The following is a 21,043-nucleotide window of genomic DNA, read 5'->3' as shown; positions in this document are numbered from 1 at the left end:
CCCACGTCGCTAGACGAGCTGCGCGGTCCTCTCGCGCGCCTCGTCGACCGAGGAGACCCGTCGCGGCCACCAGAAGCGGTCGCCGAGGATCAGCGCGATCGCGGGCACGACGAGCGTTCGCACGACCAGCGTGTCGAGCAGGACGCCCACGCAGATGATGACGCCGACCTGGGCGAGCACGACGAGGGGTAGGACGCCGAGCACGGCGAAGACGGCGGCGAGGAGGATGCCGGCGCTGGTGATGACACCACCCGTGGCGGCGAGGCCGCGGAGCATCCCTTGACGGGTGCCGTGCACGCGGGCCTCCTCCTTCGCGCGACTGACCAGGAAGATGTTGTAGTCGACACCGAGGGCCACGAGGAACACGAACGCGAAGAGCGGTGCCGTGTCGTCGAGCCGCTCGAAGCCGAAGACCTGGGTGAAGAGGACCCACGACAGACCGAGGCTGGCGACGAACGTGGCGACGACCGTGGCGACGAGGATGATCGGGGCGACGACGGATCGCAGCAGCAGCATGAGGACGACGAGCACGAGCAGGAGGATGAGCGGGAAGATCAGTCCCCGGTCGTCCGTGGCCTCCGCTGAGGTGTCCAGGGCGACGGCCTCGGTTCCCCCCACGTGGGTGCCGGGCAGGTCGGCCACGGCGGCGCGCAGGCTCCCGACGCCTTGACGGGCCTCGTCCGTGGAGGGGGCGCCGGTGAGGACCGCGTTGATCTGCGTGACGCCGTTGCCCTGGGCGCTGATCTGCGCGGAGGCGACCCCGTCGGCTCCCTTGACGGCGGCGAGCACGGCCTGGCCATCACCGGTCGTCAGGACGGTGGCCGGGTCGGCGGCGCTGGCCGGGAACGACTGGGCGAGCCGCTCGGAGGCCGTGATGGCCTCGGGCTTCTCGAGGAACTGGTCAGAGACCGACAGGCCCGTGTTGATGCCGAGCACCCCGAGCGACATGGCGAACAGGCCGGCTGCGCTCACGGCCACGACGGTCCTGGGCCGGGCGGCGACGACATCGCCGATCCGGCGCCACACGGAGCGGCGGTCCGCCAGGGCCGGCTCGCCCTCGTGCGGGATCTTCGGCCAGAAGACCCAGCGGCCGAAGACGACCAGGGACGCGGGCAGGACGATCAGGGCGAAGAGGGCCGCGACGACGATGCCGACAGCGGAGGACACGCCGAGTCCGCGGGTCGACGGGAAGGCCGACAGGACGAGGGTCAGCACGCCGAGGACGACGGTCGACGCGCTGCTCACGACGGCCTCGGCGGTGCGGGCCACGGCGACGGCCATGGCGTGCCGCCGGTCGGCGAAGCGCCGCAGCTCGTCGCGATAGCGGGAAATCAGCAGCAGGGCGTAGTCGGTCCCGGCTCCGAAGACGAGCACGGAGAGGATGCCGACGGTCGACTCGTCCCAAGCAACCCCGAAGAGCTCCAGGGTGTGGGTCGCGGCCACCGTGGCGAACCGGTCCGCGATGCCGATCACGGTGAGCGGAATGAGCCAGAGGATGGGACTGCGGTAGGTGACCACGAGGAGGATGGCGACGATCGAGGCCGTGGTGATGAGCAGTCGGAGGTTGGCGCCCTCGAAGACCGCAGAGAGGTCAGCCTCGATCGCTGCGGGGCCGGTCACCGTGGCGCTCAGCCCGGCGGGAAGGTCCGCCTTGGCGGCGGTGCGGATCTCGCCGACCACCTTGGCCGCCGCCGGGGCGTTGCCGGCCGACACGGGCACCACCACCAGGGCGGCCGTACCGTCCTCGCTGGGAGCCGCGGGCATCCCCGTCGCTCCGGGCAGGCTCGCGGCGCGTTGCTGGATGGCGGCGCGGTCCTCATCGGTGAGCGGTGCGCCGTCCCGGCTGAACAGCACGACTGCCGTGGTGTCGTTGGACTGGGGGAGGCGCTCGCGCAGTTCCGCAGCCTTGGTACTGTCCGCGCCCACGGCGAGCGTGTCCGTCACCTGGGCGGTGCGGTCGGCGTCACCGACCATTCCGATGACGGCGGCGGAGGCGATCAGGGCGAGGGTGGCGATGAGGCCGGCCCACCATCGGGCGGTGAGGCGTTCAGCCAGTCGTGACACGGTGATCTCCGATACGATGAGGCAAAGTCTGTAAGGATCTTACTAAGTTGGTTAGCGAAATTTCCACTCAGCCCTCCGAGGCGCTCCAGACGGCGGTCCCCCGGTGGCGGCCCAGCCGCAGCCTCGAAGCGCTGCAGGAGCTGCTCGACGTGGGTGAGGCGCTGCCCGAGGTGGTGGCCAGGCGCGCCGGGATGTCGACGACGGAGCTGCACGCCCTGAGGCACCTGTCGGCCGAGGCGCTTGGCCCGGTCGAGCTGGCCCGCCGACTTCGAATCACCTCGGCCGCGTCGTCCGGGGTCGTCGACCGGCTCGTCGCACACGGGCATGCCGAGCGACGCCCGCACCCGGACGACGGCCGGCGGACCGTCGTCGTCGTCACTGACTCGGGTCGCGCCGAGGTGATCGGCTGGCTGCGCCCCATGTTCCAGTCCCTCGCCGAGCTCGAGGGGTCCCTCACGCCCGACGAGCGTGCGGTCGTCGAGCGCTACCTCACCGGTGCAGTCGAGGCGATGCGCACCCTGCTCCGCGGCTGAGCCCACTCGAGTGGCCCCGGGGTCCCCAGGCCCCTTGTGCATACCCGGGCCACTCGAGATACGGGGGGACTCGAGTGGCCCCGGGGTCCCCAGGCCCCCTGTGCATACCCGGGCCACTCGAGATGCGGGGGGACTCGAGTGGCCCCGGTGTCCCCAGGCCCCCTGTGGAGACCCGGGCCACTCGAGGTGAAGGGGGGCGTCAGACCCAGTCGACCTCGGCTGCAGCCGCGCCGCCCGGAGCCAACCGTGCGTAGCCCGGCCCACGGTCGAAGAACGGCTGCGGCGACGCCTCCCGTGCGGCCCGCAACGACTCCCGCAGCGCGTCCGACGCCGCCTCGTCGACCACCGGCTCGTCCCGAGTCCCGGCCGCCACGACGCCGTAGTCGGCCCGCGCCCCTTCGAAGGACACCTTCCCCCAGCGCAGGTCGCGCTCGACCTCGGCATAGGGCCGCTCGAGCGGGTCGCCCCAGCCCCCGCCACCGGTCGTGCGGATCCGGATCACCTGTCCGGCGAGCACCGGCTCGTCGTTGGCCAGCGCGTCGACGATGCGCTCGCTCGGACCGCCCACGTCGACGGTCACCTCGAACGGCCGCCCGGCGCGACCGCCCTTGACGCCCCAGCAGGCGAGGATCGACCGGTCCGCGATGGACATGAAGCTCGCGTCGCGCAGCATCCGGATGTGCTTCTCGTAGCCGAGCCCGCCGCGATACCGCCCTGCACCGCCGGAGTCGACTGCGAGCCCGAGCCGTTCGACGATGAACGGGAAGCGGCTCTCGGTGAACTCCGTCGGCAGGTTGCGCGAGTCGGGGACGACGTGGATCGTGTCCTCGCCGTCGGCGTAGTAGCGCCCACCGGACCCGCCGCCGAGGACCTCGCGCATCAGGTAGTCGTTGCCGTCACGGTCCTTGCCGTAGACGCCGGTGTAGCGGATCGTCTCCTGGTCGGCCGGCATCTTGCCGTCGACCGCCTTGGCGACCACCCCCGCGAGCACCCCGAGGAGGCGCAGGATCACGAACGTCCGGGCGTTCGTCGGCGCCGGGTAGATCGGCGTGAGGAGCGTCCCCTTCGGCGGGAACCTCATCTCGATGAGCGGCACGATGCCCTCGTTGACGTCGAGCTCGGCCATCCGCTCGGGGGTGTCGGCGAGGTTGCGCAGGATGGGCGCGAGCCACTTCTTGAGGAAGTTGCCGCCGACGTAGTCGCCGCAGTGGTTGATCGGGCCCTTCGCCTGGGGGCTGGTCCCGGTGAAGTCGATGATGATGCGTCCGCCATCGTCCGAGGTCTTGGTCAGCGTGATCCGCTGGGTGTGCAGCATCGGCTCGTCGACGCCGTCGTGCTCGGCGTAGTCCTCCCAGACGTAGGTGCCGTCGGGGATCTTCGAGAGGATCTCGCGGCGGTAGGTCTCGGTCGTCTTGTCGAGGATCGCGTCGAACGCGGCCTCGACCGTGTCGCGGCCGTAGCGCTCGAAGAGCTCGGCCAGCCGCCGGGCCCCCATGAGGCAGGCGGAGCACTCGGCGTCGAGGTCGGCGGCGAGCGAGTCGGGCATCCGCGAGTTGCGGGTCATGATCCGCAGAGCGGCCTTGTTGGGAACTCCCGCGTCCCACAGGCGGATCGGCGGGACGGAGAGGCCCTCCTCGAAGACACTGCGCGCGTTGCTCGGCATCGATCCGGGCACGGCTCCACCGATGTCGTCGTGGTGCCCGAACGCCTGGACGAACGCGACGACCTCGCTGCCGGAGAAGACCGGCACCGTGACGCAGAGGTCGGGCAGGTGGCCGATGCCGCCCTCGGACTCGTAGACGTCGTTGTGGAAGAAGACGTCCCCCTCGCGCATCTCCTCCAGCGGGAAGTCGCGGACGATGGGGTGCACGAGCGCCGAGTAGGAGCGGCCGGTCAGCTTGCGCAGCTGGCGGTCGTGGATCCCGGCGCGGAAGTCGTGGGCGTCGCGGATCATGGGGGAGCGCGACGTGCGCGAGATCGCCGTCTCGACCTCCATCTCGACGCTCGCCAGGGTGCCCTCGACGATCTCGACGAGGATCGGGTCGACGGACGTGCCCTCGGGGGTGAGCCGGTTGCCGTGCTCGTACGACGTGGGGAGCCCGGCTGGGTTCACCGCCTCATGCCGTATGCCGCTGGGCTCGCTCCCGCTCGAAGCGGCCCCATCCTGCGGGGCGAGCTTCGTCATGGCGGTCTGGCAGGACAGGCACATGTCAGGCCTCCTTCGTGATTGCGGTGGCGGACCTCGTGATGACGAGATTGCCGAGCGCGTCGACCCGGACGGAGAAGCCGGGGTGCACCGGGACGGTCGAGCCGAACTCCTCGATGATGGCCGGGCCGGCGATCTCGTCGCCGGACCGCAGGTCGGGTCGCCACCACACCCCCGTGTCGACGTAGCCCTCAGCGGTGTCGAAGCAGACGGGACGGCGGCTCTTCAGCGCCCGGTCATGGAGCGGCGGCTCGCCGCCCGCGCCGGCGAGGGGACGCAGCTCCGGACGGGTGATCGGTCCGATTCCGGTGACCCGCAGGTTGACCCACTCGACCTGCTGGGTCGGGTCGTCGCGGAAGTCGTAGCCGTACGTCGCGCGGTGCGCAGCGTGGAAGCGAGAGGCAACGTCAGCGGCATACGACTCGTCGATGGTGCCCTCGGGGGCAGGGACGCGGACCTCGTAGGCCTGGCCGAAGTAGCGCAGGTCGACCGTCCGCGCATGACGATGCGTGTCGCGCGGGAAGCCCTCGGCGTCAAGGGCCTTCGCGGCGCGGTCGGTCAGCTCGTCGAACGTCTTCTGGATGGCCGCGTGGTCGAGGTTCGCGTGGCGGGCGACCGCGGTCTGGACGTAGTCGTTCTTGACGTCGACGGTGAGCAGGCCGAAAGCGGACACGTTGCCGGGGTTCTGCGGGACGACGACGCCGGCGAGCCCGAGGATGTCGACGAGCCGGCACGCGAGGAGCGAGCCCGATCCGCCGAACGTCGTCAGCATGAAGTCGCGGACGTCGAGGCCGCGCTTGACACTGACCTGGCGGAGGGCGTTGGCCTGGTTCCAGGCGGAGATCTCGAGGATGCCCGTGGCGCAGCGGTCGAAGTCGAGACCGAGCCGTTCGGCGAGGGCCGAGATGCCCGCGCGGGCCGCGTCGACGTCGAGGGGGATCTCGCCGCCGAGCAGGTGCGGCGGGATCCGGCCGAGGACGACGTGAGCGTCGGTGATCGTCGGCTCCGTGCCGCCCTTGGCGTAGCAGAGCGGGCCTGGGTCGGCGCCCGCGGACTGGGGGCCGACCTTGAGCGTGCCCTCCGGCGAGATCCACGCGATCGAGCCGCCGCCCGCGCCGACCGTGACGACGTCGATCATCGGGATCTTGCTCGGGTAGGCCCCGACCGTGCCCTCGGTGGTCAGGGTCGGCTCGCCGTCGAGGACGACGCTGACGTCGGTCGAGGTGCCTCCGCCGTCGCAGGTGAGCACCTTGGGAAAGCCGGCTTTCCGTGCGATGAGGCCCGCTCCGAGGGCTCCCGCGGCCGGGCCGGACAGGACCGTCGTGATCGGCTGGTGCACGACCTCGTCGGCAGAGAGCACCCCGCCGTTGCTCTTCATGACGTAGAACGGAAGCCCACGGGGGGCTTCGCCCCCCGTGCTCCCCCCGGAAGACCCGCGTGGCTGACTCAGGAACTCGTCCAGACGGGCGTGGATGTTGGCGACGTAGCGCGAGACGTTGGGCTTGACCGCGGCGTCGACGAGCGTCGTCATCGAGCGCTCGTACTCGCGGTACTCGCGCAGGACCTCCGAGCTGATCGAGACGACGGCGTCCGGGTGCTCGCGACGGAGGATCTCGCGCAGCGCCAGCTCGTGGCTGTCGTCGGCGTAGGAGTGCAGCAGGCAGACGCCGATCGTCGTGATGCCCCGCTCGCGGAACCACCGCGCGGCGGCTACGGCGCTAGCCTCGTCGAACGGCCGGATCTCGTTGCCCTCGAAGTCGAGGCGGCCGCCGACGGTCCGGACATGGTCAGCCGGGACGATTCGAGGGGGTTTGACCCAGAAGTACGAGTTGCCGTAGCCGTCGGGGACCGCCTGCCGGGCGATCTCGAGGATGAACTCGTAGCCCTCCGTGGTGATGAAGCCGAGCCGCTCGACCTTGCCCTCGAGCAGCTTGTTCGTGGCGACGGTGGTGCCGTGGGAGACGGAGGTGACGTCCTCGCCGGAGGCACCCATGACGTCGAGGACCTTGCGCAGCCCGGTGATGAAGCCGTCGGCCGGGTTGCTGGGCGTCGACGGCGTCTTCGTCGTGACGAGCTCGCCCGTGTCCTCGTCGAGCGCGACGACGTCGGTGAACGTGCCCCCGGTGTCGATGCCGATCCTGATCCGTCGCGAAGTCATGGGAAGGATTCAACCCAGCGGGCGGGAGGCATGCGTTGGCACAACCTGCCAACGGCAGGCGCAGTCCACGTCAACTATCGAAAGCCCGGGTGTGCGGCCCGGCACACCTGAAGGTCGGCAAGGGAGTGCCTCCTGGCTCCTAGGCTGGGCTCAGTCGGACCAAGGAGGACCCGTGGCTCGTCACGTGCTCGTCGTCGACGACGAGGAGCAGATTCGCACTGTGCTTCGCGCGTACCTGGAGGCGGATGGGTTCGCCGTCTCCGAGGCCGGCGGCGGGGTGGAGGCGATGCGGCAGATCACCACCACCCATGGCGAGCCGCCTGACCTCGTCCTGCTCGACGTCGGGCTCCCGGACCTCGACGGCCTGGAGGTGCTGCGCAGGGTGCGCGCTCAGTCCGACGTGTTCGTCATCCTGGTGACGGCCCGATCCGAGGAGGTCGACAAGCTGGTCGGGCTGGGGATCGGCGCCGACGACTACATCACCAAGCCGTTCAGCCCCCGAGAGGTCGTCGCCCGGACCAAGGCGGTCCTGCGACGCGCCGAGGTCGATGCCGCAGGGGTCGCCGGCCCTGGCAGGGTCGACAACGTCCTGCGCTTCGAGGGTCTGGTCATCGATGCGGACCGCCGCGAGGTCTTGGCGGGGAGCGAGCCAGTGAGCCTTTCGACGCTGGAGTTCGACCTGCTCGTCGCTCTGGCGAAGGCGCCGGGCCGCGTCTTCTCGAGGGCCCAGCTGCTCGAGGAGGTGTGGGGCTACGACTTCTACGGCGACGAGAGAGTGGTCGACGTGCACATCCGCAGCATGCGCAGGGCCCTGGGGGACGACGCGGCCGCGCCGCGACTCATCGGAACCGTCCGCGGGGTCGGCTACAAGTTCCTCCCCGAGCCTGACGGGAGGCCGGCATGAAGCGCCTGAGCGTCCGACTCGTGCTCTCGCACGTGCTCGTCGCGGTGCTCGGCGCCATCGCCACCTTTCTTGTCGTCCGTCAGCTTGCGCCGTCCCTCTTCGACGAGGGAATGCGCAGGGCAGGTCTGGGCGCGGGCGGGCCGGGGCAGGGCAGCGCCACGCTCCGGGAGGAGTTCGCCAGTGCGGTGAACCAGGCCCTCGTCGTGGGGGCACTTGCCGGAGCCGGCGTGGCTGCCGTCGTCGGCATCGCCGCGAGCTATCGCCTGGTCCGGCCACTCGGGATGGTCCGCGTGGCCACGCGGGCGATGGCGCGGGGCCGCTATGACGTGCCCGTCCCGAAGCCCCAGGAGACCGAGCTGGCCGAGCTCGCCGAGGACGTCAACACCCTGGGTCGCGGCCTGGCCGACGCCGAGACGCGACGGGTCCGGCTCCTCGGTGAGGTCGGGCACGAGATGCGCACCCCCCTGACGGTCATCGACGGCTTTGTCGAGGCGATGATCGACGGGGTCCTGCCGGCGTCGACGGAGCAGCTGGGTCGGGTCAGCGAGGAGGTGCGCCGACTGCGGCGGCTGTCCGAGGACCTGTCCACGCTCTCCCGGGCGGAGGAGGGGCGACTCGAGCTCGTTCTCGGTCGGGTGGAGCTCGGCTCCCTCGTCAAGGCGGCGGCAGACCGGCTGCGGCCGCAGGCCGAGGATGCCGGCCTGCGCCTGCTGCTCGAGACCGAAGCGGGCCCGATGGACGTGGTGGCCGACGCGGACCGGTTGGCCCAGGTCGTGACCAACCTGCTCGGCAACGCGATCCGGGCCACCGATCGCGGCGGGGAGGTCCGGGTGGCCTGCCGTCGCGAGGGGAGGTTCGCGGTGGTCGAGGTGGCTGACTCCGGGGAGGGCCTCGAGCCGACCGAGCTGGCGCACGTCTTCGAGCGGTTCTATCGCGTTCCGGGCCGGCGGGTGGCCAAGCACGAGACCGGCTCCGGGATCGGCCTGACCATCGCACGCGGCATCATGCGTGAGCATGGTGGCGATCTGACGGGGCGCTCACCCGGCCGTGGTCGGGGTGCGACCTTCACCGCCCGGATCCCGCTGGCCTGAGGTCGGCAACCGATCCGCCGGCAGCGCTGACCGGCCGGTCCGTGGGACCGGCCGGTCAGGCAGCTCGTCAGGCGTCGTCGTCGACGAACGGGCAGTCGCCCGAACCGTCGCCGGGGCCCATGCCCCCGCCCGGGCCCATGCGGCCGGCTCCGTCGCCGGTCCCATTGCCGGTCCCATTGCCGGTCCCATTGCCGGGGCCGTTGCTGGTCCCATTGCCTGGGCCATTGCCGGGTCCGTTCCCGGGACTCTTGCCGGGTCCGTTCCCCGTGCCGTTGCCGCGGACCTCACCGGTCGCCCATCCCTCGAACGCTGCGAGGTGCTGCTCGGAGCCCTCCCGCAGGTTCCGGAACAGCGTCTTTGCCGCTTCGTCCGTGGTCGTGGCCTCGAGGGCCTTGAGGTCGGCGATGTCGCGCTTCTCGAGGGCGACGCCGACGTCATGGGCCGCCTCCAGCGACTTGCTGCCCTGGGCGAGCCAGTCGTCGTAGAGCTGCTGGAGCTCGGGGTAGGCGTAGGTGCCGGCCGCCTTCCCTGCCGAGACGTCGCTGACGCCGTAGCGGGTCAGCAGGGACCCCACGGCGTCGAAGTGGCGCTGCTCGCTTCGGGTGATGCGGCTGAACGGCATCGCGTCGTCGTACTTCGCCGCGAGCGCGGCGTAGAGGTCGCGAGCCATTCGCTCCTCCTCCCGGGTGAACTGCAGGTTCTTCGCCAGGGTGGAGTCGACGCTCGTGGCCGTCGCGGCCGCCGGTGTGACCACGTCAGCTGGGCCCGAGACCGCCTGGGCGATACCTTGGGCCCCGGTGGCCGTCACGAGGACCGCACCCGCTGCCGCCACAGCCCTCGTCTTCCATGTCCTCAACATGGTGTCCCTCCTTGAATCGTGCTGCGGAGCCCCCTTCCGGGGCTTCCACTGAAGTCAACGGCCGACGCGTGAAGCGTCGACGGGCGCCAATGTGAAGCCTTCGTGAAGCGAGGAACCACCGCTCCGGGCAGGCTGGGAAATATACCCCTGGGGGTATGGGTTAGGATCAGTGAACAGGCAACCGCCCAGCCAAGGAGCACATGCAATGCGTTTCACGCAGTACTACCTCGACTGCCTCTCCCAGGCGTCCTACCTCGTCGCCGATGACACGACCGGCCAGGCCGTCATCGTCGACCCGCGCCGCGACGTCGCCGAGTATCTCGCGGACGCCCGTGAGCACGGCCTGACCATCGTCGGGATCATCAACACCCACTTCCACGCCGACTTCCTCTCCGGCCACCTCGAGCTGGCCCGCGAGACCGGCGCCTGGATCGGCTACGGCGCTGCAGCCCAGCCCGAGTTCGCGGTCCGATCCCTGCACGACGGTGAGCGCATCAGCCTCGGCGACGTCACCCTCGAGATCATGACCACCCCGGGCCACACGCCCGAGTCGATCAGCGTCCTCGTCTACGAGCACGCCGACGACGAGGTCGCCTACGGCGTCCTCACCGGCGACGCCCTCTTCATCGGCGACGTCGGCCGCCCCGACCTGCTCGCCTCGGTGGGTGTCACCGCCGAGGAGCTCGGCCGGATGCTCTACGACTCGGTCCAGCACAAGCTGATGGGCCTGCCCGACGAGGTCCGCGTCTTCCCGGCCCACGGCGCCGGCTCGGCCTGCGGCAAGAACCTCTCCACGGAGAAGCAGTCGACGATCGGCGAGCAGCGCAAGTTCAACTACGCCTGCCAGCCGATGAGCGAGGAGGCCTTCCTCGACGTCGTCACTGAGGGCCAGTCCGCGGCCCCCGCCTACTTCGTCTACAACGCGACGCTCAACAAGGCCGAGCGCTCGGTCCGCGACACCGACGCGACGATCCCGCCGCTGACCGACGACCAGGTCGACGAGGCGCTCGCCGCCGGTGCGATCCTCGTGGACGCCCGCGACCAGCAGGAGTTCGCCGCCGGGCACCTCAAGGGCTCGATCAGCATCCCAACCGACGGCCGCCTCGCGGAGACCGTGGGCACCGTGCTCGACCCGACCCAGCAGTTCGTCATCCTCGCCTCCGACGAGGAGGCCCAGGAGACGGCGGTGCGCTTCCACCGGATCGGCTTCGACCACGTCCTCGGCCACGTCGCCGACCCGGAGAGCTACCTGCTGGCCCGCGAGGACCGCGTCGAGCGCTCGAGCCGGCTCACCGTCTCGCAGGTCGAGGAGATCTGCGAGAGCGAGCAGGTCCAGCTCCTCGACATCCGCAACATCGGTGAGCTCGCCGGCGGCACGATCCCCGGCGCCGTCCACCTGCCGCTGGCCGAGCTGCCGGGCCGGATGGACGAGCTCGACCCGCAGCGTCCCGTCGTCCTCTACTGCGCGGGCGGCTGGCGGAGCAACGTCGGCGCGAGCCTGCTGCGCGCCAAGGGCTTCACGGACGTCTCCGACGTCGTCGGGGGCTACAACGCCTGGGCGCTGACGCACGCGCTGGCCTCCTGAGCCACGCCAGGCACCGCCACGCAAGGGGGCCCCGACCGCTCGGTCGGGGCCCCTCCCGCGTCGCGGGGGCACCCGGCGAGCTCAGCGGCATACGGCATGGCTTGCTCCCAGCGCGGGACGACCGTCGGTCGCGTGGGACGTGGCGGGTGCCCGGAGTGGGGCGGGGCCACGACGCTCCGGAGGGGGCGGTGAGGAACGGTCGTGCGGCGCCGAGGTCAGCGGACGACGAAGGTGATGGTGAAGTCCGGGTTGGTGCCGCGCACGACGCTGGTGCCCGGCTCGACGGCCCGGACCTCCCACTCGCTCGCGGCGCCCGGCGCCACGTTGACGACGGCGATGACGAGCACGGACGTGCCGGTCACCACCGGGTCGCCGCGACCCGGCAGCGGCACCTGCAGCGTCGTCGTCTGGCCCACGGTCATGGTGAAGGCCGCGCCGTCGTCCTCCGGGCTGATCCGGCGAGGGACGGGTCGAGCCGTCGACGGAGGCGGAGGTGAGGCGTCCGGTGTGGTCATCGGGATCCCGGTGGTCGGTCTGGACTGGCTGGCGATGACGGTGGGGCTCGGCGTTGCGCCGGGCGCGGCGGGGGGCGGCTCCCCGCCCGCGCACCCGGCCAGCAGGCCGGTGAGCACGAGGACGGGGAGCCGCCTCAGGGCCACGGTCGATCAGGGCGCGCTCTGGAGCGCGATCCGCTCGACGATGGTCTTCTGTGCCTTGATCTGGGCCGACGTCGATGCCGTGTTCATCCGGACCGTCTCCGCCGTCAGCATGGCGGCACCGAACGTGCTGTCGGTGATCCCGTCGCCGTCGGTGTCCACCGCGGTGTCGAGCTTGACCGAGCCGTTGGCGAAGTTGAGCCAGGCACCGAGCGCCATCTGGTCGAAGATCACCCACTCGGGTGCCTTCGACGGGGCGTTGAGCACCTTCGTCGCCTTGGCCCGGGTCGACACGTCCGTGTCCTCGTCGAAGACCAGGCTGAGGGCCGCCACGATGTCGAGGTAGCACTCCAGCTGGGCCGTGGTGAAGTCGTTCGGCGCCTTGGTGCGGAACTGGTTGAGCCACCAGCCGTGGCCCTTCGACACGTCGGCGTTGCCGGTGATGAGGACCACGGCCGTGTCGTTGGCCGACCCGCCGTCGTCATCGGTCACCGTCGTCGTGAGCGTGTAGGCGCACGCGTCGGTGTAGGCGTGCGTGGCGCTGAGGTCCACGTCACGGGGCTGCACGCTCGGGCTCTTGAGCGGGTCCGCCGCGGGATCGTTGACCAGTGAGGTCTGGGTGTCGGTCGCCCCGCCGCCCCAGGCCCACTCGAACGTCAGGTCGTCGCTGCCCGGGTCCTCCGAGCTGACGGGGACGGTGAGGTCCTCGCCTGCCTCGAGGATGAAGGCCGAGACGCCGTCGTAGACCTGCTCCGCGGTCGTGTCGATGACGGCCGTCGGGTCGACGTTGGCGACGTTGGCCGTGGTGCTGCCGCAGCCCGTGGTGTCGTCGTCGTCGGCGCACACCTCGACGGTGAACGCGCCGTCGTCGCCGTACTGGTGGTCGACGGAGAAGGTCAGCGTCGCGTCCGGCTGGACGTTCTCGAGTGTGCCGGAGAGCGCGACCGGGGCTGCACCGTCACCGAAGGTGATCGTGGCGGTGAGCGGGTCGAGCCACCCGGGGTCCGTGACGGTGCCGGTCACGGTGACCGTGCCGCCCTCGTCGATCGGGGTGATCGCGTCGACCACGACGGTCGGCGCCACGTTGGTGACGGTCACGGTCGACGTGTCGGTCGACGTGTGTCCGAACTCGTCCGTGATCTTCAGCCCGATCGTGAAGACGGCGTCCTGGCCGACGGTCGTGAAGGTCGGCGTCGCACCGGTGGCGTCGTCGTACTGGCCGTCGTTGTCGAGGTCCCACGCGTACGTCGTGATGGCCCCGGCCGACCCGTCGGTGCCGGACGTGGAGCCGGCGCCGTTGAGCTGCTTGTCGGTGCCCTCGTCGGTCACGTAGGGGCCGCCGGCGTCGGCGGTCGGCAGGCACTCGGCCGGCACGGCGTCGCTGGCGGTCGGGACGGTGTCGAGGTCACCTGTCGAGGCGGTGCCGAGACCGCGACCGGCGAAGGCCGACCAGATCAGGCACCGGTTGGCGCCGCCGTCGGCGCTGATGAGGGCGTCACGGGCCTGGATGAAGTCCGGGTTGGCCGGCGTGGACATCATCCCGTCGAGGACGAGGTCGGCCATCGCCTCGACACCACCCGGAATCTGCGCCCGGATGTCGTAGAGCGCCGAGGCCCAGATCTCGCCGTTGCTGTGGCCGCTCTTGGACATTGTGTTGTACGACTGGAACGTCCGGGTCGAGTTGTCGTAGGCCACCGACCGGATCCCGGTCGTGGCATCGCCGGTGACGTACTCGCCGACGACGGCATCGCCCCACTTGAGGTAGGAGATGACGTCGCTCCAGCCCTCGCCGAGGGCACCGCGCTGGTCGCCACCGTTGTAGCCGAGGTTGCCGCCGCCGACGAGCCGGCCCGAGACGCCGTGGCCGTACTCGTGGGCGATGACGTCACCGTCGATGTTGCCGTCGCGGAACGGCCCGGTCCACATGTACATCTGCATCCGGGGGCTCGAGCCGTCATCGGGCGTGCCGAAGTTGGCATTGTTGAGGCACCGTACGGCAACGTCGTCACCGGGGTTGGGGGTGCCCATGTCGTTGATGCAGCCGAAGTCCCAGCCGTCCTGGGCCTCGGCCAGCACCGGGTCGTTGGCCAAGCCTCCGCGCTCGAAGTTGTTGACCTGGAAGTTGCGGTTCTTCTCGTTGAAGCCGTGGCCGTAGAGCCAGTCGTGCATGACGTTGGTGTAGTAGAACATCGCCGTGATGGCCGCGTCGCGGTCGGCGTCGAGGGCGGCTGCCGAGCCGACGTCGGCCGTGGTGCGCCAGGCGTCGGTGAAGGTGTAGTTGAAGTGCTGGTAGTTCGCGTCGCCGGCCGCCGGTGAGTTCGGCTGGTACTCGTTGTTGAGGTCGTCGTCGTTGCGGTCCTGGTAGGCGTTGACGTTGTTGCCGCTCAGCGCCGTGCCCGTGACCCACGAGCCGTCGAGGCCGGTGAAGGGGACGACGACCCGCGTCGTGGCGCCTGCTGCCTCGGGGTGCTGGCCGGTCCAGACCGTGCCCTCCGGTCCGGCGTGCGCGTAGCGGCTCGTGCGGTCGAGGATCGCTCCGGTCTGGGCGTCGACCACGGTCTCCCACCACTCGTGCCCGGACGACTCGATGTCGGTCAGCCAGGCGAGCCGCAGGCGTCCACGCTCGTCAGCCGGGAACCAGATGAGCTCCGCGGTGACGGGCCGGGTTGCAGCGTTGCCCTGTCCGTAGACGTTGGGGAACTCGCGTTTGCCGGCGTCGCGCACGTCGGCTTCCTTGAGGGCACGCTTGGCCGTGGCGCCCTGTCGGGCGGCCGCCTTGTCGAGGGCTTGGCGTGCCGTGAGGCCAGCCGTGGCGCTCGCGCCACCGGCTGCCCCTGGCACGAGCCGTCCGTCAGCGGACACGACCGTGCCGTCGGTCGCGACGAGCACAGCGAGGTTGGCATCGCGCACGCGCAGACCGTCGACACGCTGCCCGAGGTGGACGGCCGTCGCGCCCGTGGTGAGCTTGAGCTCCGCGGAGACATAGAGAGTCCTGGCCCGGCCGGGGCTGACCCCGAGCTCCTTGGCGTGGGCCCGGGCGTAGGCCAGGGCGAGGTCGCCGGGATCAGCGGCCGCCGCGGGAGCCGCTGCCTCCCCCCGGGATCCCGCGGCTGGCTGGCTGGCGGCCATGACGACCGGGGTCGACATGGTGAGGAACAGGGTTCCCCCGAGAACAACGGATACAGAGCGACGAATCCGCACGATGGTCTCCACTTGTACGCAGGACGTTGGCGTCGACGCCGTCGACGCCGGCCGAGTTGGCGCACACCACGATCCTCCGGCGGGCGTTCGTTGTCAGGGAAACGGCAGAGTGCGCCCGGGTGGTGTGGCGCCGCGCCGGCCCACAGCCGTCGGTGCCCCGCCGCTCCGGCCCTCAGCCGTCGGTGCCCCGCCGCGCCGGGTCGTGCCAGAACGAGCTGGCCGCCGGACGCTCGAGCTCGTCCCGGTGCCCCCGGATCAGGTCGAGGTTGCGGTCGCGCAGGTGGTCGAACCCCTGCCCGATGCTCGACCCGGGCGTCAGGGACGCGAGCGCCTCGGCGGGGTCGAGCCGCGCGGAGATCCAGCTCTCGTGGCTGGCGGCGCGGGCGACGACGTGCCCGATCGGCGTGACGATGTGCGAGTTGCCGAAGTAGATGACGCCGGCCGGGTCGATGCCGGTGGCGTTGGCGCCGATGACGTAGACGTGGTTGTCGTAGGCGCGGGCGCGCGAGGTGAGGTCCCAGATGTCGGCGGAGCGCAGCAGCGCGGACGGCCGGCAGATGACCTCGGCGCCCTGCACGGCCTGGATCCGGGAGAGCTCGGGGTAGTCGCCGTCGAAGCAGATGATCATCCCGATCTTCCCGAGATCGGTGTCGCACACCGTCACCGACGATCCGGGCGTCACCCAGCCGCCCCCGTCGACGGCCTCGGTGCAGAACGGGTGGGTCTTGCGATAGACGCCGAGCAGCTCCCCGGCGGGGTCGATGAGCACCGAGGAGTTGTGGACGACGCCGCGCTCCGCGCCCCGCTCGTAGGTCCCGACCACCACGTGCGCACCGGTCTCCCGGGCCGCCTCCTGGATCGGCTCGATCAGCGCTCCGGGCAGCTCGGTGACGAGGTCCCAGAGCTCCTCCTTCGAGCAGCCGGGCGTGAAGCCGGTCGTCGCCGACTCGGGCAGCACGACGAGCTCGGCACCGGTCGCGTCGACGCAGCGCCGGGTGAGGTCGACGCACCGGGCGAGGTTGGCCCGGATCGACTCGCGGGTCAGCGGGCCGGCCACCGGTGCCACCTGCACCGCCGCCGCGGTGAACGCGCGCATGTCAGCCCCTCCCGATGAGCCAGCCGATGATGACGCCGAGGAAGGCGATGCCCGCGCCGGCGAACGTGCCCATGGCGAAGTCCCTGATGCGCGTGGACTCCTCGGTCGCCGCGGCCTTGCCCGCGTAGACCGCACCAGCCGGTCGTATGCCGCTGGGCTCGCCCCCGCTCGGAGCCGTGGCTCCCGTCGCGGCGGGCTCCACCGCGCCCCCTCCCAGCGCGGCGGGGGTGGGGAAGTGGGCGCGCAGCTCGGGTGGGACCCCGGCGATCTCGGCGTCGAGGGCGGCGAAGAACTGGCCGGCCATCTTCTTCGTGACGCCGGAGAGCATGCGCTGCCCGACGCCGCCGATCGGCCCGCCGACGGTCGCGTCGGCGTCGTAGGTGATCAGGGTGCCGCCGTCGTCGCTCGGGGCGACTCGGACGTCGACGTCGGCGGCGACGGTGCCGGGCGCGCCCGCACCGGAGGCCTTCATGGTGAACGACTCGGGGTGCTGCGGGTTGAGCAGCTGCACCTCGCCGTCGTAGCTGCCCTTGACCGCGGCGACGCCGGCGGTCACCGTCATCGCATAGTGGTTCGGGGCGACCTCGACGAGGCGCTGGCAGCCGGGCAGGGCGCGGGCGAGGACCGCGGGGTCGTGGATCGCGTCCCAGACCCGCAGCGGGTCGGCGGCGAGGGCGGCGGTGCCGGAGATCTTCATGGGGTCGGCTCCTCATGCGCTGGATGGGTCGAGCGGTTGAGCGAGGGCAGCTCGCCTGCCCGGTGCCGGCGGCGCAGCTCCCAGAGGTCGTTGGGGGAGATCGGCATCCGGCTGATCGGGAAGCCCTCGGCGTCCTCGATCGCGGACGCGATGACGGCGGACACCGGGATGCACCCGGCCTCCCCGGCGCCCTTGATCCCCAAGGGGTTCAGCGGCGAGGGGGTCTCGAGGTGGTCGGTCTCGACGTGCGGGACCTCGGAGGCATACGGCATGAGGAAGTCCATGAACGACGCGTTGAGCAGCTGCCCCGACGAGTCGTAGTCCATCCGCTCGTAGAGCGCGCCGCCGACACCCTGCGCGACGCCGCCGTGGACCTGCCCCTCGACGATCATCGGGTTGATCATCGGGCCGCAGTCGTGGACGACGCAGTAGCGCAGGATCCGGATCTCGGCCGTCACCGGGTCGGTCTCGACGATCGCGGCGTGCATGCCGTTGGCGAAGGTCGCCTGCGTCGGCGAGTAGAAGTCCTTGCCCTCGAGCCCGGGCTCCTCGTCGTCGGCGACGGGCGGCTTGTCGGGGTCGAACGTCCCGGCGAACTGCGTTGCCGCCTTGGCCGCCTCGTCGAAGGCGTAGCGGAGCGGGTTGGACAGGACGGAGACCGTCCCGAGCGACATCGCGGTGCCGGGTGCTCCCTTGACCGAGATCGTGCCGTCGGCGATCTCCAGGTCGTCGACGGCCACCTCGAGGGCGTCGGCGGCGATCCGCAGGGCCTTGGCGCGGACGTTGCGGGCGGCGAGCGCGATGGCGTTGCCGGACATGACGGCCGCACGGGACGCGAACGTCCCGACCGCATAGGGCATCCGGCGGGTGTCGCCCGTCGTCACGTGGACGTCCTCGAGGCGCACCCCGAGCTCCTGCGCGACGATCTGCGCGAAGACGGTCTCGTGGCCCTGCCCCTGGGACGTCAGGCCGGTCGACACGTTGACCCGCCCGGACGTCTCGACCTGGATGTGCCCGCCTTCGTAGGGCCCGACGCCGGTGCCCTCGACGTAGCAGCCGATGCCGAGCCCGACCGTGCGGCCCTCGGCCTCTGCGGCCGCGCGATAGGCGGCGAAGTCGTCCCAGCCGACGAGCTTCTTCAGCTTGTCGAGGCTGGCGGGGAAGTCGCCGGAGTCGTACTTGAGCGGCCGGCCGTCCTGGAAGAGCAGGCCGTGGTCGTAGGGCATCTCCTCGGGGAGGATGAAGTTGCGCGCCCGCACCTCGGCGCGGTCCAGCCCGAGCCGGTCGGCGATCGCGTCCATGGCGCGCTCCATCGCGAAGACGCCCTGCGGCCGCCCGGCCCCGCGGTAGGGCGTGACGATCACCGTGTTGGTGTAGAGCGACCAGAACTCGACCCGGTAGGCGCCCGGTTTGTAGGGCCCGAGCAGCTGGGTCGAGGTGATGATCGGGACGATGATCCCGTAGGGCGTGTAGGCGCCGTTGTCGTGCCAGAGCCTGACGTCGAGCCCGAGGAGCCGCCCGTCGTCGTCGAACCCGACGGTGACCTGCTGGAGCTGGCCCCGCTCGTGCGCCGACGACACGAAGTGCTCGCGCCGGTCCTCGGTCCACTTGACCGGCTGGCCGAGCAGGCGGGCCGCCCAGGCGACGAGGACCTCCTCGGGCCAGGGGTGCATGATCTTGACCCCGAAGCCGCCGCCGACGTCGGGCGCGATGCACTCGACCTTCGCGAGGGGCAGCCCGAGCCGCGCTGCCACGGCGGCGCGCACGCCGGTCGAGGTCTGCGTCGAGGAGTACATCCGCAGCTCACCGCGCTCGTCGTCCCACCGTGCATAGACGCCCTTGCCCTCCATGGGCATCGAGGCGCTCCGCTCGATGTCGAGATCGAGGGTGAGCGTGTGCGGCGCGGACGAGAGCGCGGCGTCGACGTCACCCACCTGCTGCGTCATGTGTGCGGCGACGTTGCCGGGGACGTCCTCGTGGACGAGGTGCTCACCGTCGCGGGCGGCCTCGATCCCGACGACCACCGGCAGGTGCTCGTAGGTGACGCGGATCCGCTGGCACGCGTCCTCGGCGACGTAGCGGTTCGTGGCGACGACCATGACGATGGCCTCGCCGACGTGGTTGACCTCGTCCTTGGCGAGGGCGTGGGTGGTCCGGCCGTGGGTGAGCGTCGGGTGCGGGATCAGCAGCGGGAGCGGCTCGGCCATCGCGCCCGTGAGGTCCTCGTGCAGGTAGATGCCGGCGACCCCCTCGACGTCGATCGCGTCGGCGACGTCGATGTCGACGATCCGCGCGTGCGCGTGCGGGCTGCGCAGGAACGCCGCCTCGAGCGCGTCGTGGCCGAGGTCGTCGAGGTAGCGCCCGTGACCCGTGACGAGCCGTGGGTCCTCCCGACGCTTGACAGGGGCTCCGAACATCTGCGTCGTCACGCCGAGCCCCCCTCAGCCACAACAGAACTGGCCGTATGCCGCTGAGCCGGCTCAGCGGCATACGGCACCTGCTGCTCCTCCCGCAGCTCAGCGGCGCGGAGGACGCTCTTGACGATGTTCTGGTAGCCGGTGCAGCGGCAGAGGTTGCCGAAGACGGCGTCGCGGGCCTCGTCGGGGGTGGGGGAGGGGTTCTCGTCGAGGAAGGCCGTGACGGTCGTGAGGAAGCCGGGTGTGCAGAAGCCGCACTGGAGGCCGTGGCACTCGGTGAAGGCCTGTTGGACCGCGCTCATCGACTCCTCCGTGCCGAGGCCCTCGACGGTCGTGATGGCGTGCCCTTGCGCGGTGACGGCGAACATCAGGCACGAGCGCGCCGGCTCGCCGTCGACGAGGACCGTGCAGGCACCGCAGACCCCGTGCTCGCAGCCGACGTGCGTGCCGGTCAGGCGCAGGTCGTGGCGCAGGAAGTCGGAGAGCAGCCGGCGGGCGGGGACGGTGGCGGTGCGTGCCACACCGTTGACGACGACCGTCACCTCGTGGAGGTCCTCGGACGTGCCCTGCTCGGTCGGGTCAGGCATCGGCTTCCTCCCGCGTCGCGTCCGCTGGTTGCGTCTGGTGGGCGGCTGCGACGAGCGCCCGCTTGGTCAGCTCGCCCACGAGCATCCGCCGGTAGTCGGAGCTGGCGTGGATGTCGGACTCCGGGTCGACGTGGGCTCGGACCGCCTCGGCGGCGTCGTCGAGCGCGCCGGGCCAGGCGCCGGAGTCGGGCTCGACGCCGGTGAGGACGGGCGCCAGGTCGAGCACGGAGGGGACGTCGGTCACCGAGACGAAGGAGGCGCGCGCCCCCGACACGGTGCCGTCGGTGACGGTCACCGCGACGCCGACGCCCGCGAGCGCGTAGTCGCCCGACCGCCGGGCGGACTCGAGGAAGGCCGTGCCGGTGCCCTCGACGAAGCAGCCGAACCGGGCCGCCACGACGAGCTCGTCCGGCTCGCAGGCGGTCTCGAGCGCGCCACGGAAGAACTCCTGCCATGCGACCTCGCGGGGGCCGTGCTGGCCGACCGTCTCGACGACACCGTCGGTGAGCGCGAGGATGGCGGGCATCTCGCCGGCCGCGTCAGCGTGTGCGATGGAGCCAACCGTGGTGCCGCGGTTGCGGATCGCCGGGTGGGCGACGTTGAGCAGGGCCTGGCGCAGGACCGGCTGGGCGTCCTGGGCGGCCTCGGACCGCTCCAGCGTGCGGTGGCGGACCAGCGCCCCGACCCGCACCCAGCCGCCGTGGACGGTGATCTCGGACAGGCCGTCGATGCGGTTGATGTCGACGAGGTGGCCCGGTGAAGCGAGACGCATGTTGAGGATGGGGATGAGGCTCTGGCCCCCCGCGAGGATCTTCCCGTCGTGACCGACCTCGCCGAGGAGCGCGACGGCCTCGTCGACGGAGCGCGGTGCGTGGTGCACGAACGGGGCGGGCTTCACCGAACTGATCCTGCCTTCCGGACCTGTGTGGCACTAGAGGTTTCTGTGCGTCGCTGCTCGTGGGGGTTTGGCACAACTTGCCAGCGAAACG

The 21,043-nt window shown here is 71.2% G+C and carries 15 protein-coding genes; 4 read left to right on the top strand and 11 right to left on the bottom strand.

Features of this window, described 5'->3' with window-relative positions; translation table 11 throughout:
• Positions 1-9: 9 nt before the first annotated feature.
• Complete coding sequence (locus OO014_RS14045; RefSeq protein ID WP_272462950.1) at positions 10-2,064, bottom strand: MMPL family transporter; 2,055 nt, start codon at positions 2,062-2,064, stop codon at positions 10-12.
• 47 nt (positions 2,065-2,111) lie between these two features.
• Between OO014_RS14045 and OO014_RS14040 the strand changes: the two genes are divergently transcribed.
• The gene (locus tag OO014_RS14040; RefSeq protein ID WP_272462949.1) at positions 2,112-2,597 is read left to right on the top strand and encodes a MarR family winged helix-turn-helix transcriptional regulator; all 486 of its coding nucleotides are present in this window, start codon (positions 2,112-2,114) and stop codon (positions 2,595-2,597) included.
• 199 nt (positions 2,598-2,796) lie between these two features.
• Here OO014_RS14040 and OO014_RS14035 read toward each other — a convergent pair whose 3' ends face one another.
• Positions 2,797-4,806, bottom strand: a complete 2,010-nt coding sequence (locus OO014_RS14035; RefSeq protein WP_272462948.1) for a hydantoinase B/oxoprolinase family protein — start codon at positions 4,804-4,806, stop codon at positions 2,797-2,799.
• Position 4,807: 1 nt separating this feature from the next.
• The gene (locus OO014_RS14030) at positions 4,808-6,961 is read right to left on the bottom strand and encodes a hydantoinase/oxoprolinase family protein (RefSeq protein WP_272462947.1); all 2,154 of its coding nucleotides are present in this window, start codon (positions 6,959-6,961) and stop codon (positions 4,808-4,810) included.
• A gap of 172 nt (positions 6,962-7,133) precedes the next feature.
• Between OO014_RS14030 and OO014_RS14025 the strand changes: the two genes are divergently transcribed.
• Entirely contained in the window at positions 7,134-7,865 is a 732-nt protein-coding gene (locus OO014_RS14025) for a winged helix-turn-helix domain-containing protein (RefSeq protein ID WP_272462946.1), read from the top strand.
• Complete coding sequence (locus OO014_RS14020; RefSeq protein ID WP_272462945.1) at positions 7,862-8,956, top strand: sensor histidine kinase; 1,095 nt, start codon at positions 7,862-7,864, stop codon at positions 8,954-8,956. The genes OO014_RS14025 and OO014_RS14020 overlap by 4 nt, the downstream gene beginning before the upstream one ends.
• A 67-nt stretch (positions 8,957-9,023) precedes the next feature.
• On the opposite strand, the gene OO014_RS14015 is transcribed toward OO014_RS14020, so the two are convergent.
• A complete protein-coding gene (locus tag OO014_RS14015) occupies positions 9,024-9,815 on the bottom strand; it encodes a ferritin-like domain-containing protein (protein WP_272462944.1) in 792 nt (263 codons plus the stop codon).
• Positions 9,816-10,020: 205 nt separating this feature from the next.
• Here OO014_RS14015 and OO014_RS14010 point away from each other — a divergent pair, with 205 nt between their 5' ends.
• Complete coding sequence (locus OO014_RS14010) at positions 10,021-11,400, top strand: MBL fold metallo-hydrolase (protein WP_272462943.1); 1,380 nt, start codon at positions 10,021-10,023, stop codon at positions 11,398-11,400.
• Between the two features lie 215 nt (positions 11,401-11,615).
• Here the strand turns inward: OO014_RS14010 and OO014_RS14005 are convergent, their stop codons facing one another.
• The 7 genes from OO014_RS14005 to OO014_RS13975 form a co-directional block, all read right to left on the bottom strand.
• Positions 11,616-12,059: a hypothetical protein gene (locus OO014_RS14005; protein WP_272462942.1), complete on the bottom strand. Its 444-nt coding sequence runs from the start codon at positions 12,057-12,059 to the stop codon at positions 11,616-11,618.
• A gap of 6 nt (positions 12,060-12,065) precedes the next feature.
• Positions 12,066-15,203: a M36 family metallopeptidase gene (locus tag OO014_RS14000; RefSeq protein WP_272462941.1), complete on the bottom strand. Its 3,138-nt coding sequence runs from the start codon at positions 15,201-15,203 to the stop codon at positions 12,066-12,068.
• A 226-nt stretch (positions 15,204-15,429) separates the two neighbouring features.
• Positions 15,430-16,353, bottom strand: a complete 924-nt coding sequence (locus OO014_RS13995) for a carbon-nitrogen hydrolase family protein (RefSeq protein ID WP_272462940.1) — start codon at positions 16,351-16,353, stop codon at positions 15,430-15,432.
• A gap of 1 nt (position 16,354) precedes the next feature.
• Entirely contained in the window at positions 16,355-17,050 is a 696-nt protein-coding gene (locus tag OO014_RS13990) for an SRPBCC family protein (RefSeq protein ID WP_272462939.1), read from the bottom strand.
• The gene (gene cutA, locus OO014_RS13985; protein ID WP_272462938.1) at positions 17,047-19,479 is read right to left on the bottom strand and encodes an aerobic carbon-monoxide dehydrogenase large subunit; all 2,433 of its coding nucleotides are present in this window, start codon (positions 19,477-19,479) and stop codon (positions 17,047-17,049) included. The genes OO014_RS13990 and cutA overlap by 4 nt, the downstream gene beginning before the upstream one ends.
• A complete protein-coding gene (locus tag OO014_RS13980) occupies positions 19,476-20,054 on the bottom strand; it encodes a (2Fe-2S)-binding protein (RefSeq protein WP_272462937.1) in 579 nt (192 codons plus the stop codon). Before OO014_RS13980 ends, cutA begins: the two co-directional genes overlap by 4 nt.
• Positions 20,047-20,952 carry an FAD binding domain-containing protein gene (locus OO014_RS13975; RefSeq protein WP_272462936.1) on the bottom strand — a complete coding sequence of 302 codons (906 nt, stop codon included), beginning with the start codon at positions 20,950-20,952 and terminating at the stop codon, positions 20,047-20,049. Before OO014_RS13975 ends, OO014_RS13980 begins: the two co-directional genes overlap by 8 nt.
• Between the last annotated feature and the right edge of the window lie 91 nt (positions 20,953-21,043).

It is taken from the genome of Intrasporangium calvum (assembly GCF_028446585.1).
In the GTDB taxonomy this organism is placed as follows: Bacteria; Actinomycetota; Actinomycetes; order Actinomycetales; family Dermatophilaceae; genus Intrasporangium; species Intrasporangium calvum_A.
The sequence above is the reverse complement of the archived record's forward strand: the minus strand, read 5'-3'. Positions and strand labels throughout refer to the sequence as shown.

Coding starts and splice junctions, on each gene's coding strand:
- OO014_RS14035 (WP_272462948.1), bottom strand. CDS start 4,806: ATGTGCCTGTCCTGCCAGACCGCCATGACGAAGCTCGCCCCGCAGGAT.
- OO014_RS14030 (WP_272462947.1), bottom strand. CDS start 6,961: ATGACTTCGCGACGGATCAGGATCGGCATCGACACCGGGGGCACGTTC.
- OO014_RS14020 (WP_272462945.1), top strand. CDS start 7,862: ATGAAGCGCCTGAGCGTCCGACTCGTGCTCTCGCACGTGCTCGTCGCG.
- OO014_RS14015 (WP_272462944.1), bottom strand. CDS start 9,815: ATGTTGAGGACATGGAAGACGAGGGCTGTGGCGGCAGCGGGTGCGGTC.
- OO014_RS14010 (WP_272462943.1), top strand. CDS start 10,021: ATGCGTTTCACGCAGTACTACCTCGACTGCCTCTCCCAGGCGTCCTAC.
- OO014_RS14000 (WP_272462941.1), bottom strand. CDS start 15,203: ATGTCGACCCCGGTCGTCATGGCCGCCAGCCAGCCAGCCGCGGGATCC.
- OO014_RS13995 (WP_272462940.1), bottom strand. CDS start 16,353: ATGCGCGCGTTCACCGCGGCGGCGGTGCAGGTGGCACCGGTGGCCGGC.
- OO014_RS13990 (WP_272462939.1), bottom strand. CDS start 17,050: ATGAAGATCTCCGGCACCGCCGCCCTCGCCGCCGACCCGCTGCGGGTC.
- OO014_RS13980 (WP_272462937.1), bottom strand. CDS start 20,054: ATGCCTGACCCGACCGAGCAGGGCACGTCCGAGGACCTCCACGAGGTG.